A 16,476-nucleotide genomic window follows, 5' to 3' on the forward strand; every position below is an offset into this window, starting at 1 on the left:
ATCATTCATACCAAAGACTGATTTGCGCACCGATGGTATTTACCAGTTTCTGTGGTTTTACATCGGTCATCCGCCAGCCATTTTTTGTACAACGGATGATGCCGTAATGTTGATCATTTAAGGTGATATCCAGATCCCGGCATACCCCGTCTGCACAGGTGGTTAGCAAGGGCACGGCTCTTCCTTCATATTTTTTCGACTGAAATACAAAGTCCAGCGGAATTACTTCGGTTTTTTCAGGTTCACTTTCCAAACTGGTGATAAATGCCTTCAGCATTTTTATTAATAACTTCCGTTTGGCTGCTTCCGAAAGATTCCATTTGTCCTTATCTGCACGCTTGTGTGCAATCTTAAATTTAATGCCGGTCATCGCGGTGCTATAGTCATTGGCATTGAGTTTATGCACAAACTGATGCGATAAAATAAACCAGTGATAGCCGGTACCTACCGGCACACCCGAACCTTCGGGAGCCTTGCCTGCGCGCCGTTTTATAACGGAGTAAGTCAGATCCCATTGATCGGGTGTTGCTTTGCGCTCCTGCCATACACCTTTGTCGTAATTCCATTTATGACTCCGGCCTACCTGCATGCCGGTATAGACCTGGCCGCCAAATTCTTTAAGGGCATTGTAATCCTGCCGGCTATTGCGGGCTGTTGCTTTCTTCCGGGTTGTTTTTAATGCTACAGACATAAAAAATATTTATATAGATCCTGCTCAAAAATGCTGCCTTAATACGTGGGTTAACGGCAGCCGGACATGGGTTGGGGTAACCGTTTTTTAAACAATTGTATTTCTTATTGTTCGAGGAAAAAAATGACCATTCGTTTGGGCAGGTGGGCAGAAAAAGCAACATTTAACAGCAGATCCTGCGTTTCTTAAGGCCATAATGAAATGGCTTCATGTTTGAACACTTAAGAGAAAAGTGTTTCCTATGATCGCAAAAGAAGACCGGTTCCGGATTTTTACCTGGCATGTACATGGAAGCTATCTCTTCTACCTCTCCCAAGGTCCGTTTGAAATCTTTATTCCCGTTAAGCCAGATGGTGGTGAAGGATATTATGGCAGGGGCAATACCTTTCCTTTTGGCGCCAATGTAAAAGAGATCCCGACGGAAGACGTAAAAGAACTGGATTTTGACCTGGTACTATACCAGTCTGCCCGTAACTATCAAAAGGACCAGTACGAGATCCTTACCGCAGCCCAGCGAAAGCTGCCCTGCATTTTCCTGGAACATAATACGCCGCATGGATCTGCCGTAAATACCCGGCATTGGGTAGATGATCCGGATGTGTTGCTGGTGCATGTAACGCATTTTAACCGCCTGATGTGGAATAATCATCAAACACCTACCACGGTGATTCCGCATGGTGTTGTTGATTATGGAGTGCCGTATAAAGGAACATTGCAAAAAGGATTGGTCGTGATCAATCACTTGGAGCAGCGCGGGCGTACCCTGGGATGGGATATATACAGGGATGTTAAGAAGACCATCCCGGTTGACCTGGCAGGTATGGGTAACGGGAAAGACGGTATTGGTGAGGTATTGCATCCGCAGCTACCGTTGTTCCGCAGTTATTACCGCTTCCTGTTTCATCCCGTTCGTCATACCAGCCTGGCACTGGCCGTTTGCGAGGCCATGATGCATGGAATACCGGTGGTAGGATTGGCAACAACCGAACTGGTTACCGTTATTGAAAACGGTAAAAATGGTTTTATTCATACAGATCCGGAATACCTGAAAGAAAAAATGATCAGCCTGCTGGAAGATCCTGCACTGGCAAAAACGATCGGAGCTGCCGGGCAGGAGACGGCCCGCCGGTTATTTGATATAGACACATTCATTGGCCGGTGGATGGATGTATTTGAAACAGCACTCTTAAAAAAACGCACATTAAAGTCTTCCTTTTTACAAGGTTAAATGTTGAATTATGGAAAAAAGAATCGCATTCATTAGCGAACATGCATCTCCGTTAGCGATGCCGGGAAGTACGGATTCCGGAGGTCAGAATGTGTATGTAATGGAATTAACCCGTGAACTGGCGAAGGTCGGGTACCAGGTTGATATTTTTACCAGGTGGGAACATGCGTATATGCCCCAGGTTGTTCGTTGTAATGACCGCATACGGGTAGTGCATATTCCTGCCGGCCCAAGGCAGTATGTAGAAAAGGAGCAGCTGCTGCCTTATATGACGGATTTCAGGCGTCATATGGTAGACTTTATCCTGCAACAGGGATTGGAATATGAACTGATCCATGCTAACTTTTTTATGTCGGCCCAGGTAGCAATGGAAATCAAAATCATACTGGGGATTCCCTTTGTGGTTACGTTTCATGCGCTGGGACATATACGCCGGCTGCACCAGGGAAATAACGACCGGTTTCCGGTAGAGCGCATCCGGATTGAGCAGGATGCGATCCGTTTTGCAGACCGGATCATAGCCGAATGTCCGCAGGACCGGGAAGATCTTATCCGCTATTACCATGCCCCGGAGGAAAAGATTGCGGTGGTGCCCTGCGGTGTCAATACTTCCGAATTTTACCGGGTTCCGCGGGAAGTAGCAAAACAGCGTTTGAACCTGCCGGAAGCTGCGTGTACACTTTTGCAACTGGGAAGGATCGTACCCCGCAAGGGTATTGCGAATGTGATCCGGGCCCTTGCCGTACTTCGGCGTCAACACCTGGATGCCCGGCTTTTGATTGTTGGCGGCAACCTGCAGGATATGGAACGGGATACCGAACTGAACCGGTTACAAAATGTTTGCGGGGAACTGGGCGTAACCGCAGCGGTTCGTTTTGAAGGGCAGAAAGAACAACAGGAGCTGAAGTATTATTATTCAGCGGCGGATATTTTTATAACCACGCCCTGGTACGAGCCTTTTGGTATTACGCCACTGGAAGCAATGGCCTGTCAAACACCTGTGATCGGATCGCGGGTGGGGGGCATTGCTTATAGTATAAAAGAGGGTGAAACCGGAGCATTGGTACCGCCGGAGAATCCCCAGGTACTTGCGGATACGGTTTTAGACCTTTGCAAGCAGCCCGGCTGTTTAACGCAATTGGGCGTTAACGGACTGGCAAGGGTACAAACATTATTTACCTGGCAACGGATCGCTCATAAAATGGCTGCCGTTTACCAGGAGATCACCGCAGATGCCAATATGGGAATGGAAAAAGTGGTCTGAGTCAGCAACCGCATCAATATATTTTATGAACCGTGCAATATTTATAGATAAAGATGGGTGCTTTATAAAAAATGTACCGTACAATGTAGATCCGGACCGTATTGAATTAAATAAAGGCGCGGCGTTCTTCTGCAAGCTGATAAGGGCCTGCGGGTTTAAGATGGTACTGGTAACCAACCAGCCCGGTATTGCGCTGGGCTATTTTTCAGAAGCTGATTTTAGGACGGCAGTCACAGCTATTGAAAAAGCTGCCGGTGCGGTTTTCGACAGTGTTTTTTATTGCCCGCATCATCCTGAAGGATCGGTGGCTCCTTTTAACAAAAGCTGTAGTTGCCGCAAACCTTCGCCGGGCATGTTCCTTGAGGCAGCAACTGCAGAACAGATCCGTTTGAAAGATTCCTGGATGATCGGCGACATCCTGGATGATATGGAGGCGGGTAAACGGGCCGGATGCCGCACAATCCTTTTAGACAACGGAGGCGAAACCGAATGGAAAATGGGCCCTTACCGCATGCCGGATTTTGTGGTGCCCGATCTTTTTGAAGCAACTACGATCATTCTTAAAAACATAGCATATGAACTGTTTTCCTAACGAGACGGTGAAACAATTTAATAAATGGAAGATCCTGGTGATCGGTGACCTGATCCTGGATCATTATGTGCAGGGGGAAACACAACGCCTGTGCCCCGAAGGTCCGGTGCCGGTAGTGGAAGTGATGCTGCGTCAGTATGCCCTGGGCGGCAGTGCCAATGCGGCACTTAATTTTTCCAGCCTGTCGGCCCAGGTTACTTACTGCAGTGTAGCGGGGGGCGATCCGGAAGCAGCAATAGCCATACAGATGCTGCGGGATCAGCAGATAGAGGTAAACGTATTAAAAGATCCCGGGCGCAGCACACTTTTAAAAACAAGGGTAATGGCCGGCAGGCAATTGCTGGCCCGGTTTGATTCGGGTACAACGGATCCAATTTCACCGGAAGCAACCGAATGGCTGAAAACAACGCTGATGCGGGAAATTCCCAAACACGATGCCATTGTTATTTCCGATTATGATAAAGGTATTCTTACGGCGGATATCATTGACGTTATACAACAGGCAACCGCAATGCATCACCGGTATATTGCTATTGATTCCAAAAGACTGGACCGGTTCCGGGAATTGCAGCCGGAGTTTGCAAAGCCCAATTATGGGGAAGCCCTTCAATTGCTAAAAGAACCATCCCGGAACGATGGGCGTATGGAGCAGGTACGCGGTTTTGGTGACCGGCTGTATGCATGTGCCAATGCCCGCATCCTGGCGCTGACGGCCGATAAGGATGGCGCTGTTGTTTTTAACGAGGGAAAACTGGCCGGACATTGCCCGCCGTATCAACGGGAACAGGTGAACGTGGTAGGGGCTGGTGATGTGTTCTTCAGCGCCTTTACCCTTGCCCATCTTTCGGGTGCTCCTGAGCCGCAGTCCCTTGATATAGCATCGGCAGCAGCGGCCGTGGGTATGATGCAAACAGACCGTACCTGTTGCTGTACAGCTGCTGAACTGGCTGCCTTTTTTTCAAGGGGCACCAAAGAACTTTCAACAAAGGAGCAGGTATGTTCGCTGGTTGCAGTGTACCGTTCGATGGGGAAGCGAATCGTTTTCACCAATGGTTGTTTTGATATCCTGCACCGGGGACATATCAGTTATCTTTCACAGGCCCGCGCGCTGGGCGATGTTTTGATTGTGGGGATTAATTTTGATGAAAGCGTGCGAAGGCTGAAAGGGGCACAGCGCCCGGTAAATCCGCTTGCAGACCGGAAGGCAGTGCTGGCCGCACTGGCATGTGTTACGCATCTGATTCCCTTTGGCAGCGCCGGTGATGATACAGCCATGGAGCTGATCGACTGGATTCAGCCGGATATCTATGTAAAGGGCGGCGATTATTCCCTGGAAAAATTACCGGAGGCATCGCTGGTAGAAGCCAGGGGCGGCAGGGTAGAAATCCTGCCCCTGATGCCGGGCCGTTCCACCACCGGTATGATTCATAAGATTAACCCAGCCATAGCACTTAAAACCGGTTCCTGATATGAAGGTAGCCCTACCGATCCGGAAAGTGCTTTGTATGCGGCTGGACAATATGGGGGATGTATTGATGAGCACGCCTGCCATGCGGGCGTTAAAGGAAACCTTCAACGCAACAATTACGCTGCTGACTTCTGAACAGGGCGCGGCTATTGCGCCTTATATTCCGGTGATTGATGAAGTGCTGATCTTTAATGCGCCCTGGGTACAACATCGGGGAGCAGAAGGCTCAATAGCCGGTTTAGCAGAATGTTTGAAGGCCGGTAATTTTGACCTGGCTGTTATTTTTACGGTTAGCAGCCAGAACCCGCTTCCTTCGGCCATGCTGGCGTATATGGCCGGCATTCCTGTACGGCTGGCCTATTGCCGCGAAAACCCTTACCGGTTGTTAACACATTGGATGCCGGATCCGGAACCGCTCCGTTGTATGGATAAACACCAGGTACAACGGGACCTGGACCTGGTATTTTCTATAGGTGCCCATACCGCTGACCGGCAACTGCAACTTACAGCCACCGCTGCGCCTTCTTTAACCGGGAAACTGATCGAAGCAGGACTGGATCCTGCCGGTGGCTGGTGTTTGCTGCATGCCGGTACCCGTGATCTTCGCCGGCAACTGCCGGTACCCGCCTGGGTTACTATTGGTGGCGCCCTGCTACGGGAACTGCAGCTGCCGGTGGTGCTTACCGGCAGTGCAGAAGATATGCCGGAGGTGGCAGAGATCCAGCAGCAGATCGGAGCCGGCAGTTATATGTTTGCCGGGAAACTACAGCTGAATGAGTTTATTGATCTCGTAAACAGGAGCGCCCTGTTAATCAGCATCAATTCACTTCCGTTACATATTGCAGCAGCTGTTCAAACACCGGTGATTGCCCTTTATGCCAAAACCAATCCACAGCATTTTCCCTGGATGGTACCTTCCTGTACCTTGTTTTTTGAGGTGGCGGAGGAGCAGCGTAGCAGGAATGAGATCCTGCAATTTATGCATCGCCATTATTTATGGAAAGATATGCCGGTTTCAACCGGAAATATAATGGCGGCTGCTCATGAATTGCTGCGATCCGGAAAGAGCCGCTCTGCTGCTGCAACCACGGCGTTATAATCATGGCAATTCATCCAGTCGATTGTTTGATGCAACTGCTGGTTTAATGGTGCCCAGCGATGCGGTTCTCCATCCATACTAATGACTACACTGCTGCATTTTAATGCGGCGGCGAGGTGCGAGACCCCGGTACAATTGGTAACGATTCCGTTGGCCCGGCTGAGTAGCACGCCCATACTGCCCAATGTGGTGACACCGGCCAGATCAATGGACGGGGCCTGCATCATACCGGCTACGGTTGCGGTAAGTGCCTTTTCCGCCGGCGTACCCGTTAATACAATCGGGTAACCCCTTGCCGCAAAATGATCCGCAAGCTTTGCAAAATACCCCGGCGGCCATTGCCGTTCCGTAACGGATGCACCGGGGTGTATGCATAAAAATCCGGTTGCCGGCAGCTGGTGCTGTATCTGATTAAATTCGGCAACGTCTTTTGGGGTGATGGGGAATTCCAGCGCATCACCGGCTGCAGGTATTGAAAGCTGTTGCAGTAACGCCAGATGGCGGTGAATCTCGTGCAGATGAGAAGGGTACACCAGGAAGGACCTTTTTTTGGCGCGGCGATCTTCCGGAAGGCAGAAGCCGGCCAGGAGTCTTGCTTCAAATTGTTCCAGCAGGTCATTCACAATGGAACCATCGCCCTGGAGTTGTAAGAGCAGATCGATCTTTCTTTTTTTGATGTTTGCCAGGAAAAGCTGAAATGCAAGCGGCGAAGCTTCCTGCTCCGGCAAGCCGGGATAACCGGGAAAATGAAGAAATGCGTCAATATAAGCAGCATATCGTTCTGCAAATGCGGCCGCCCAGGGCATCCCCATTAAGGTGATATGTGCTTTGGGAAAGGCCTGGCGCAACGCGCGAAAGGCGGGAACCGTGCAAAGAAGGTCGCCGAGTTTCAATACTCTGAAAATAACAATATTCATGAAGGCTTTTGCAAAGTATAAACGTTCTTAAATTTCCGGCGTCCCTGCAGGTTCCAGTACACAGAAGAGAAGGGAATGCAAACCGATGTACAGATCATTTCCAGCACATGAGCGGCTGACCGGCTGGTGTGCCGGAGCCGTTTAAAAACAAAGACGCCCAGGCAAACGATCCAGGTAAGTAAACAAGCATAGGCCAGTGCCGGCCTATTCAAAAGTGCGCATAGAAAGGCACCCAGTGCTGCCACAACCGTTACATAATAGAGGGGCGGTATAAACTGGCGGACGTACTTCCTGTAATACAGCGGGTATTTTTTATAAAGCAGGGCATTGTACAGGGCCTTCTTTTGTTCCTTCATGCTAATGCCCCAGCCCGGTGTTCGTACCGGATGTACCACCAGTGCTTCCGGAAGCGATTGAGGGATGATGCCGTTATCCCGAAGAGCAAACTCCAGGTCGCTGTCTTCCCGCCAGGCCATACGGAACCGCTCGTCGAACCCTCCGGTTTTTAAGAGGGCGGCCCTGGTACAGGCAGCATTAGCGGTTATAAAGGGCGCATCTTCCAGTAAGCGGGTGTTCCATTCATGATCTGTGGGGCGGTGCGGAAGGGGCACTTTTACTTTGCCGCGAAAGGCGGCTCCCTGCCCGGTTTCAAAAGCGTTTAAGATCGCTTCCAGCCAATGGGGATCGGGCAGGCAGTCGTCGTCGGTAAAGGCGATGTATTTTCCATGCGCCTGCATCCAGCCGGCATTGCGCGCCGCCGCAGGGCCCTGGTTGCGGGGTAATACCAGGTACCGCGTTTGTATGGCGGCGGTTTTTTGAAAAGCCCTTAATAAAGCGGTGGTATCCGGGTCGGGACCGTCACATACAACAATTACTTCAAACCGGGTATGGGAGAGCGTTTGAGCAGCCAACGCGGAGAGGCAACGTGCCAGGAGCTGTGGCCGGCGGCAGGTGGGGATAATTACTGAAACAGGCATATACATAAGAAAAAAATTTAAGGACGTGTCAACAATGTTTTTCAATAAGAACGGCGGTGTTGGAGCCTGTTAACCGGCGATCCGTTTCGCATACTGTAAAGATCAGGATTTGGAAACATGACAGTTGCCGATAATAAGATCGTCAAAAGGAGTGGTCCAAAAGCATTCAAGGGCGTCTCTTGGACTGCAAACAATAGGTTTGCCCAGGGAGTTAAAAGAGGTATTTACCAGTATGGGTACACCTGTAAGCTTCTGAAAGGCGCGGAGTGTTTCATAATAACGGGGATGTTGCTCCCGGTTGATGGTTTGGATCCTTGCAGTGCCATCTACGTGACAAACCGCGGGTATCCGGTTGCGGACCTCCGGACGTACCTGGTGAGTAAATAACATAAAGGGCGATGTATGCGCGGCTTCAAACCAATCGGCAGCCGCTTCTTCCAGTACCACGGGTGCTACGGGTCTGAAATCTTCCCGGTCCTTCAGTTCGTTTAAACGGTCCTGCATAGACGGTGTAATGGGGGAGGCCAGGATGGAACGGGCGCCCAGGGCTCTTGGGCCAAATTCCATGCGCCCCTGGAACCAGCCAATGATGCGACCCTGCGCCAACAGCGAAGCGGTTTCGGCTGCCACGTCTGCTAATTTTTTATAGGGTGTTTTAGACCATTTTAAAAAATTTTCAACGGCTTCGTCTGAATAACCGGGTCCCCAGAACGCGTGCTCCATTTTAAAATTCCGTTCCGGCTGGCCACCCCGCAATTGCGCATCAGCCCATAAAGCGGCACCCAGGGCCGTGCCGGCATCTCCTGCGGCGGGCTGTATCCAGATGTCTTTAAATAATCCTGCATCCCGCAGGCAGGCGTTGAGTACGCAGTTCAATGCCACTCCACCGGCAAGGCACAGATAGCGTTGCCCGGTTTCTTTTTTAAGCCAGCTGGCTAATTCCAGCGCTGTTTCCTGCAAAACGACCTGTACGGAATGCGCAATGTTGAAATGATGGCTGGTAAAGGGAGCGCCCCTCTTCCGGGCAGGACCTAAGCGCCGGGTAAGGTCTTCCTGGCTGATGGTATAGGTACCATCGTTATTCAGCGTAATCATATCCCGGAATTCGGTTACAAATGTGGGCTTTCCAAAAGAGGCAAGGGCCATTACCCGGTATTCATCGGAGGAATGTAAAAATCCCAGGTGACGGGTTACCTGCTCATAAAGCAATCCCAATGAATGTGGCATATCTACCTGCCGGATGCGTTGTATGTCGGTGCCGGTGCCTACATTAAAGCTGGTAGTGGCCAGCTCACCCCGGCCATCGAGGGTTAATATGGCGGCCTCATTAAACGGCGAAGGCAAAAAAGCGCTTGCCGCATGTGCAAGGTGGTGGTCAATAAAATGCCAGTGTCCCGGCCGTACCCGAGCCTGGTAAAAACGCTCCTGCAGGTGATGCGGGTATCCGTCAACCAGGTGCTCCGGCGCATTGAGAATATAGGACAGGAACAACGGCTCCCAGGGATTGGCTTCATTTTCTGCCTGCTGTTTAACCGGTGACCGCAGAGGGAGCCGGATCTCTTCCTTTGCTGCAGATCCGTTCAATAACAAACGCGGATCAAAGGAGTATGCCATATGGTCTATTTCATTTATATGGATGCCGGCTGCCTGCAGGCAATAATCAATAGCATGATAAGGCAGTTCATAAGTAGAGAAAGGGATGGGCCGTTTACCGTGTTTGATTTGTGTGAACCGTTCCTCTTCTGCAGCTGCGATGAGCTTTCCGTCTTTTACAATGCTGGCTGCAGAGTCGTGAAAGGCAGCGTTGATTCCTAGTGTATACATAATTCAAAAATTTGAAAGGGTTTGCTTATTACTGGTGGTATCAACAAATAACCCGCCATCTGAAAATAAAACGCTCCTGGTATCTGCAGGCGTTTGTTTCTTTTTTAAACCGGCAAGAAATGGCACAGCAAATAACGCAGGATGAGGAATTATTTCCCCGGGGCAAACAAGAAGACGTATACCGGAATCGTTCGCATTGTATGACTACTATGCATCTGGAATACATTGCAACTTTTCGCAGGTTAAAAAGAATACGCGCCTGAAGCAGTTGTTTATGAAGGAGTGCCTGGCTCAACAAGGCCTGCATCGATTGTTAAAAACTCAATGTTGAATCATCATTCTCAAAAACCTGAAACCGGGATAGCTTGCGCAATAAGCCCGGGGCGACATCTTCAGCGGATAGCAGGAGCGGTTGTCATCACCGCACTGGTGTTGCAGTGCAAACAGTATAGCAGTATGGCATTCCTTTTTTTGATTTCATTCATAGCAAAGATTTGAATGACACCCGCATTTACCTGACGGGTTATAATTCAGGAAAATTTTGTATATTTACGAAACCCTATCTCATATCGGCCCATACAGATGGGGTAACACGCACTATGTAAGAACGATAAATAGGATGGGCACTCACTTATTTCCCCTTTGGTCCGGCACCTGCCTCTTATAAAGAATTGTCTGTTGCATTGTAGTCCGGTCTTTATATAACTTTTTCATTATGATATTATCCTTGAATAAAATAAGGTTTGGGTACGCCCTTTCTTCCCTGTTGCTACTGGTGTCGTATATCCTGATCTTTGCAACTAACCGCCGGCTGCAACAGGAAAAGAACTGGATCGTTAGCAACTATACACTGATCAATAAGATGGGTGATATCAAAATGGCCATAAGTGAAGCGGAGTCAAATGTGCGTGGTTATATTATCAATCAGCAACCACAGTTCCTGGATGGTTTTTATGCTGCCCAAACGAACCTTGATCAATTGCATAAAGAAATGCAAAAGCTAACGGAGGCCGATCCGCTTCAATCGGCAAATGAGGACCTGTTACATACGATAACCAACCGAAGGCTATCGGATCTGTCCGGCGCCATTGCACCGCATCAGCAAACATCAGAAGCTTTACAAAACGCTGCAGTTGGGCCGGAGAGGCTGGCTCAGGTGGATCGTATTTATGCGCAGATCGGAACCATGACTGCGATCGAAGAACAGCTCATGAAAAAGCGGATGTCGAAGCTCAATAATTTTTATACCAGTACAGAGGCAGTAACGCTGTTGTCCCTGTTTATGGCGCTGATTGCGGTATTGTATGCGGTCATCACCTTCAATAGTCAGTACCGGCAGAAAAAGAAAGCAAATACGGTTGCTGACCAATACCGGCTGGAGTTGGAGGGAAACATAAAAGAACTGAGCGATAAGAATATTGAGCTGAATGAGCTAAGGGGCATCGAAAAGCTGGCAAGCATCGGCCGTGTATCAAGGGTGGTGGCACATGAAGTGCGCAACCCGCTTACCAATATTACCCTGGCTACAGAACAATTGCGGGATATTTCCTGCATTGAGCAGGATGAGGAGGGGCAGCTGCTGATCAACATCATCCGGCGCAATTCAACCCGCATCAGCCAGATGGTTGCGGATCTGCTGAACGCCACAAAGTTTATGCAGCTGGATCAGCAACGGGAAAACATTAATAATATACTGGATGAAAGTCTGGATATGGCAAAAGACCGGCTATTATTGCGGAAAATACAGGTAATTAAAAATTATTCGCCGGATCTTTGTGATGTGATGGTTGATAAAGAACGGATGAAGCTGGCATTGCTGAATATTATTGTGAATGCCATTGAAGCTATGGAACACGTGGAAGGAGTGCTGGAACTGACCACCCGGAAGGATAATGGCAAATGCATTGTGGAAGTGCGGGACAACGGAAGCGGGATGGATGAGAATACCTTGCAGAACCTTTTTGAACCGTATTTTACATTAAAGAATAAAGGAAACGGGCTGGGCCTCACCAATACGCAGAATATAATCATCAATCACAAGGGAAGTATCCGGGTAGACAGCGCGCAGGGGAAGGGGACCGTTTTTATTGTTGCGCTGAACCTGGTCTAAGGCATCAGGGCTTCAGGTTAAGGTTCGGGTGTTATCTGGTCTACGATAGAAAGAATGGTTTGTTTGGTAAAGGGTTTTCCGATAAAGTCGTCTGCACCATTGTTCTGCGCCATTTTCCGGTCATAACTGGTATCATAGGCGGTCATCATTACAATGATCACATTTGCAATGGCCTTAAACTGCTGGATGTATTGAAACCCCAGGCCGTCGGGCAACCGGTTGTCGAGAAAGATCAAATAGGTATCCGGGTTCTGCTTCAGAACCTTTAACCCTTCCTGGATGGAGCCGGCATATACCGTGTCAATATTGCGTTGTTTCAATATATTCCGGAGAAGATAGTACATATCATCTTCGTCGTCAATGATCAGCGTTTTGAGTAACGGCTTTTTCGGCGGGGGTACGGATTGATATGGGAAAAAGCTATTTTCCACTTCTACTAAACTGGCAATTATTTTGCCAAAATCCGGACGGGGAATTGCTTTTTCAGAATTATGAAAAGTCGGCACGATTTGCGCTGTAAATAGGATGTGTAAAAAAAACCTCAGAATATGCCCACTAAGCTACTTATTATTGATGATGATGTTGATTTGTGCCAGTTGCTGGCACGTTATCTTTTAAAGAATGGTTATGAGGTGGAAACCGCCTATTCCGGCAATAAGGGAATTGCCAAATATAAAGCGGACCATTTTGATGCCGTTATTGCAGATTACCGGTTAGGCGATATGAATGGAGCCCAGCTGGTACGGGAGCTGAAAACGCTCAATAGCAAGGTGGCTGTTTTGATCATTACCGGTTATTCCGATATCCGCCAGGCGATAGAAGTAACCCGGCTGGGTGTATTTGACTATATTCCCAAGCCCCTGGTTCCGGAGGAAGTGCTGGAACTGCTGAAAAAAATGACCACGCTGCAACACCATAAAGAAGTGGAAGCCACCACGGGGAGCGGCGAGCATGCCTTTGTACAGGATTATTATATCGGGAAATCGAAACCGACTGCGGCTTTGTACCAGCAGGTAAACGTGGTGGCACCTACCGATTACAGCGTTATTTTATATGGTGAAAGCGGTACCGGTAAAGAAGTGATTGCCCGTACCATTCACCGTAACAGCAAGCGGGCCGGAAAGCCTTTTGTGGCCCTTGATTGTGGTACGCTTTCGCGGGAGCTGGCCGGCAGTGAGCTTTTTGGCCATGTAAAAGGCGCTTTTACCGGGGCATTGCAGGATAAGGAAGGACATTTTGAAATGGCCAATGGCGGAACGCTTTTCCTGGATGAGATTGCAAATCTTTCCACAGATATCCAGGCCATCCTGCTCCGGATCATCCAGGAACGGAAGTTTAAACGGGTGGGCGGTAACCGTGAAATTGATGCCGATGTACGGATCATTGTGGCGTCTAACGAGGAATTGAAAATGGCCTGCCAGAAGGGGCGGTTCCGGGAGGATCTGTATCACCGGCTGAATGAGTTTGCCATTCATTTACCCGCATTGCGCGACCGGAAGGAGGATATCCGGCCACTGGCGGAATTCTTCCTGAAAAAATCCTGCGAGGAAAGTGAAAAGCAGGTGGAATATTTTTCAGAAAGGGTACTGGCAGCTTTCCAGCGCTACGACTGGCCGGGGAATCTTCGTGAGTTGCGCAATGCCGTACGCCGTGCCGTATTATTAACGGCTTCAGGTAGTCCTATTGGCGAAGAAGTGCTGTTGCCGGAGATCATTTCCTATAATGATATGGAACTGGATAACCGGATAACGGATCCCGTGCCGGTTCAGGAACAGGACCTGCTGAAGGAAGTAGCGGGCCGTGCAGAGTACCAGGCCATTATGTCGGTTTTGCAAAAGGTGAATTTTAATAAGAAAAAAGCTGCGGAACTGCTAAAAATAGACCGGAAGACGCTGTATAATAAATTGAAGCTATTCCAGGGAATGGAATAGTTTACCGGGTTTGTGATCCTTTGGTATCAGGACCATTGCCAGTCTTTTATTTCGGGCATGTCATCCAGGTGCTGCCGGATATACACATGATGTTGTTTCAGCTTTTCTTCAAACAAACGGATCACATACCGGGCGTCGTTACTTTGCAGACCTGATCTTTTTATTGCAGCGATGGCGAGCTGGTACCGGCTGAGCTCATTCAGCACCGTCATATCAAAAGGTGTAGTGGTAGTGCCTTCCTCGTTATACCCCCGCACATGAAAACGGGTGGGGGTGGGGCGGCCATGGATCAGGTCATGGATAATGCGCCGGTAGCCGTGGAAAGCAAAAATGACCGGAACATCTTCGGTAAAGATGGATGAAAACTGCCCGGCAGAAAGGCCATGCGGGTGATAACCGGTAGGCGATAACGCCATAAGGTCGGTTACATTCACTACCCGCAGTTTCAGGCTGGCCAGGTGTTGTTTTAATAACCAGGCAGCGGCAACGGTTTCCGTGGTGGGCACATCACCTGCACAGGCAAGAACGATATCGGGCTTTTCATCGCCGCCGGTACCCGCCCATTTCCATACAGACAGGCCTGCCTCACAATGTGCGGCGGCATCTTCCAGGTTTAGCCATTGTAATGCCGGCTGCTTCCCGGCAATGATCAGGTTGATCTTGTCTTTGGAACGGAAGCAATGGTCCATCACGCATAAAAGACTATTGGCATCGGGCGGCAGATAAATACGGATGATATCGCTTTTTTTGTTGATAACGGTTTCAATAAATCCGGGTCCCTGGTGGCTGTACCCATTGTGATCCTGGCGCCAGGTATGCGAAGTAAGCAGGTAATTAAATGAAGGCAGCGATCGCCGCCAGGGAACTTCTTTACGCTGTTTCAGCCATTTGGCATATTGGCTGAACATGGAATCGACCACAGTGATAAAGGCTTCATAACAGGCAAACAAACCATGCCGGCCGGTTAGGGTATAGCCTTCCATCCATCCCTGGCAAAGGTGTTCGCTTAATACTTCCATTACCCTTCCTTCATCGGAAAGATATTGATCACCGGGAAGCTGGCTGCCCTGGTAAAAGCGGCCGGTGGCTTCGAACACAGCGCCCAGTTTGTTGGACAAGGTTTCATCCGGACAGAAAAGCCTGAAATTTTGATTTGCTGCATTCATCCGGAACAGATCGCGGATATAATTACCCAATCTTTTGGTTGCCTGGTCTTTCTGCAGGCCGGGGCCGGAGATGGCAATGGCGTAAGCGTGTTTATCGGACAACACCAGGTCTTCCTGCTGCGGGCCGCCATTGGCATAAGGCGTCATGCCCATCCGTTGATTGCCTTGTGGCGGCAATGCGGCGAGCTCGGCTGTTAAGGCTCCGTCTTTGCTAAACAGGGATTCTGGCTGATAACTACGCAGCCAGCTTTCGAGTAGCTGCAACTGTTCCGTATTTTCCCGCACTTCCGCCAGCGGCACCTGGTGTGCGTGAAAAGTGCCTTCAATCTTTTCACCGTTCCAGGCCGCAGGACCGGTCCAGCCCTTGGGCGTACGCAAAATGATCAGCGGATAGCTGGCGATGAGATAGGGGGCTTTTTGCAATGCCCGTTGTTTAATGTGGCTGATCTGCTCAAATGTTTCATCGAGTACCTGCGCAAGGGACCGATGTACCTGCATGGGATCCGTGCCTTCCACTACCCGCACCGTATATCCCCGGGCTTCAAACAGTTTTACAAGGTCGGCCGTAGGCATACGCGCCATTACGGAAGGACTGGAGATCTTATAGCCGTTAAGATGTAAAATGGGCAGTACAATGCCGTCCCTGGCCGGGTTCAGAAAACGGGTTAGTTTCCAGCTGCCTTCCGCCGGGCCGGTTTCGGCCTCGCCGTCGCCCACAACACAGGCAGCAATCAGCTCCGGATGATCGAAAACGGCGCCTGTGGCATGGGCCAGGCAGTATCCCAGTTCCCCGCCCTCATGCAGGGCACCGGGGGTAACGGCGCTTACATGGCTGGGCACCCCGCCCGGAGTGGAAAACTGGTGTACCAGTTTGGCCATACCGCTTGCATCCTGTGTGATCTGCGGGTATATAGCGGTGTAACTTCCCTCCAGGTAGGTGTTGGCATAAATGGCCGGTGCTCCGTGCCCGGGACCGGCAATAAACAACACTGCGGCTCCGGTTCTTTTTATAAGCCGGTTGAGATGGGTATAAATGAGGTTGAGGCCCGGGCAGGTACCCCAATGGCCCAGCAGCCGGGGTTTGATGTGCCGGGGCTGAAGCGGTTCCTTAAGCAGCACATTATCTTTCAGGTAAATTTGCGCTGCCGATAAATAATTGGCTGCCAGCCAATACCGGTGCATATTTTCCAGCTCTTTTTCTGTGGTCAT

At 49.8% G+C, this 16,476-nt stretch carries 13 protein-coding genes; 7 read left to right on the forward strand and 6 right to left on the reverse strand.

The window, feature by feature from the left end; all coding sequences use genetic code 11:
* Nucleotide 1: 1 nt before the first annotated feature.
* Complete coding sequence (locus Q1V85_RS14875; protein ID WP_300601237.1) at nucleotides 2–691, reverse strand: hypothetical protein; 690 nt, start codon at nucleotides 689–691, stop codon at nucleotides 2–4.
* Nucleotides 692–932: 241 nt separating this feature from the next.
* On the opposite strand from Q1V85_RS14875, the gene Q1V85_RS14880 reads away from it, so the two are divergent.
* Genes Q1V85_RS14880 through Q1V85_RS14900 form a run of 5 tightly spaced genes read left to right on the forward strand, consistent with a single transcriptional unit; the run spans nucleotide 933 to nucleotide 6,342 of the window.
* Nucleotides 933–1,919, forward strand: coding sequence for a glycosyltransferase family 4 protein (locus tag Q1V85_RS14880; protein WP_300601238.1), 987 nt, complete (start codon nucleotides 933–935; stop codon nucleotides 1,917–1,919).
* Nucleotides 1,920–1,929: 10 nt separating this feature from the next.
* Nucleotides 1,930–3,183 carry a glycosyltransferase gene (locus tag Q1V85_RS14885; protein ID WP_300601239.1) on the forward strand — a complete coding sequence of 418 codons (1,254 nt, stop codon included), beginning with the start codon at nucleotides 1,930–1,932 and terminating at the stop codon, nucleotides 3,181–3,183.
* 25 nt (nucleotides 3,184–3,208) lie between these two features.
* On the forward strand, nucleotides 3,209–3,775 hold the full coding sequence (locus Q1V85_RS14890) for an HAD family hydrolase (RefSeq protein ID WP_300601240.1): 567 nt from the start codon (nucleotides 3,209–3,211) through the stop codon (nucleotides 3,773–3,775).
* Entirely contained in the window at nucleotides 3,759–5,243 is a 1,485-nt protein-coding gene (gene rfaE2 / locus Q1V85_RS14895) for a D-glycero-beta-D-manno-heptose 1-phosphate adenylyltransferase (protein WP_300601241.1), read from the forward strand. Before Q1V85_RS14890 ends, rfaE2 begins: the two co-directional genes overlap by 17 nt.
* Before the next feature lies 1 nt (nucleotide 5,244).
* Complete coding sequence (locus Q1V85_RS14900) at nucleotides 5,245–6,342, forward strand: glycosyltransferase family 9 protein (protein WP_300601242.1); 1,098 nt, start codon at nucleotides 5,245–5,247, stop codon at nucleotides 6,340–6,342.
* Here the strand turns inward: Q1V85_RS14900 and Q1V85_RS14905 are convergent.
* From Q1V85_RS14905 to Q1V85_RS14915, 3 genes are all read right to left on the reverse strand, one after another.
* Nucleotides 6,285–7,259, reverse strand: a complete 975-nt coding sequence (locus Q1V85_RS14905) for a glycosyltransferase family 9 protein (RefSeq protein WP_300601243.1) — start codon at nucleotides 7,257–7,259, stop codon at nucleotides 6,285–6,287. The two genes, Q1V85_RS14900 and Q1V85_RS14905, sit on opposite strands and share 58 nt — an antisense overlap.
* Nucleotides 7,256–8,236 (reverse strand): glycosyltransferase family A protein, encoded by a 981-nt coding sequence (locus Q1V85_RS14910; protein WP_300601244.1) that lies wholly within the window; start codon nucleotides 8,234–8,236, stop codon nucleotides 7,256–7,258. Before Q1V85_RS14910 ends, Q1V85_RS14905 begins: the two co-directional genes overlap by 4 nt.
* A gap of 102 nt (nucleotides 8,237–8,338) precedes the next feature.
* Nucleotides 8,339–10,060, reverse strand: a complete 1,722-nt coding sequence (locus tag Q1V85_RS14915) for a carbamoyltransferase C-terminal domain-containing protein (protein ID WP_300601245.1) — start codon at nucleotides 10,058–10,060, stop codon at nucleotides 8,339–8,341.
* A 715-nt stretch (nucleotides 10,061–10,775) separates the two neighbouring features.
* Between Q1V85_RS14915 and Q1V85_RS14920 the strand changes: the two genes are divergently transcribed.
* Nucleotides 10,776–12,170 (forward strand): ATP-binding protein, encoded by a 1,395-nt coding sequence (locus Q1V85_RS14920; RefSeq protein ID WP_300601246.1) that lies wholly within the window; start codon nucleotides 10,776–10,778, stop codon nucleotides 12,168–12,170.
* Between the two features lie 17 nt (nucleotides 12,171–12,187).
* On the opposite strand, the gene Q1V85_RS14925 is transcribed toward Q1V85_RS14920, so the two are convergent.
* Nucleotides 12,188–12,676: a response regulator gene (locus tag Q1V85_RS14925; protein WP_300601247.1), complete on the reverse strand. Its 489-nt coding sequence runs from the start codon at nucleotides 12,674–12,676 to the stop codon at nucleotides 12,188–12,190.
* Between the two features lie 42 nt (nucleotides 12,677–12,718).
* Here Q1V85_RS14925 and Q1V85_RS14930 point away from each other — a divergent pair, with 42 nt between their 5' ends.
* The gene (locus tag Q1V85_RS14930; protein ID WP_300601248.1) at nucleotides 12,719–14,101 is read left to right on the forward strand and encodes a sigma-54 dependent transcriptional regulator; all 1,383 of its coding nucleotides are present in this window, start codon (nucleotides 12,719–12,721) and stop codon (nucleotides 14,099–14,101) included.
* A gap of 26 nt (nucleotides 14,102–14,127) precedes the next feature.
* Here the strand turns inward: Q1V85_RS14930 and Q1V85_RS14935 are convergent, their stop codons facing one another.
* Nucleotides 14,128–16,476, reverse strand: a complete 2,349-nt coding sequence (locus Q1V85_RS14935; RefSeq protein WP_300601249.1) for a phosphoketolase — start codon at nucleotides 16,474–16,476, stop codon at nucleotides 14,128–14,130.

The sequence above is a fragment of the Niabella sp. genome, from assembly GCF_030150205.1.
In the GTDB taxonomy this organism is placed as follows: domain Bacteria; phylum Bacteroidota; class Bacteroidia; order Chitinophagales; family Chitinophagaceae; genus Niabella.

Coding starts and splice junctions, on each gene's coding strand:
- Q1V85_RS14885 (WP_300601239.1), top strand. CDS start 1,930: ATGGAAAAAAGAATCGCATTCATTAGCGAACATGCATCTCCGTTAGCG.
- Q1V85_RS14900 (WP_300601242.1), top strand. CDS start 5,245: ATGAAGGTAGCCCTACCGATCCGGAAAGTGCTTTGTATGCGGCTGGAC.
- Q1V85_RS14905 (WP_300601243.1), bottom strand. CDS start 7,259: ATGAATATTGTTATTTTCAGAGTATTGAAACTCGGCGACCTTCTTTGC.
- Q1V85_RS14935 (WP_300601249.1), bottom strand. CDS start 16,476: ATGACCACAGAAAAAGAGCTGGAAAATATGCACCGGTATTGGCTGGCA.
- Q1V85_RS14890 (WP_300601240.1), top strand. CDS start 3,209: ATGAACCGTGCAATATTTATAGATAAAGATGGGTGCTTTATAAAAAAT.
- Q1V85_RS14880 (WP_300601238.1), top strand. CDS start 933: ATGATCGCAAAAGAAGACCGGTTCCGGATTTTTACCTGGCATGTACAT.
- Q1V85_RS14875 (WP_300601237.1), bottom strand. CDS start 691: ATGTCTGTAGCATTAAAAACAACCCGGAAGAAAGCAACAGCCCGCAAT.
- rfaE2 (WP_300601241.1), top strand. CDS start 3,759: ATGAACTGTTTTCCTAACGAGACGGTGAAACAATTTAATAAATGGAAG.
- Q1V85_RS14920 (WP_300601246.1), top strand. CDS start 10,776: ATGATATTATCCTTGAATAAAATAAGGTTTGGGTACGCCCTTTCTTCC.
- Q1V85_RS14930 (WP_300601248.1), top strand. CDS start 12,719: ATGCCCACTAAGCTACTTATTATTGATGATGATGTTGATTTGTGCCAG.
- Q1V85_RS14915 (WP_300601245.1), bottom strand. CDS start 10,060: ATGTATACACTAGGAATCAACGCTGCCTTTCACGACTCTGCAGCCAGC.
- Q1V85_RS14910 (WP_300601244.1), bottom strand. CDS start 8,236: ATGCCTGTTTCAGTAATTATCCCCACCTGCCGCCGGCCACAGCTCCTG.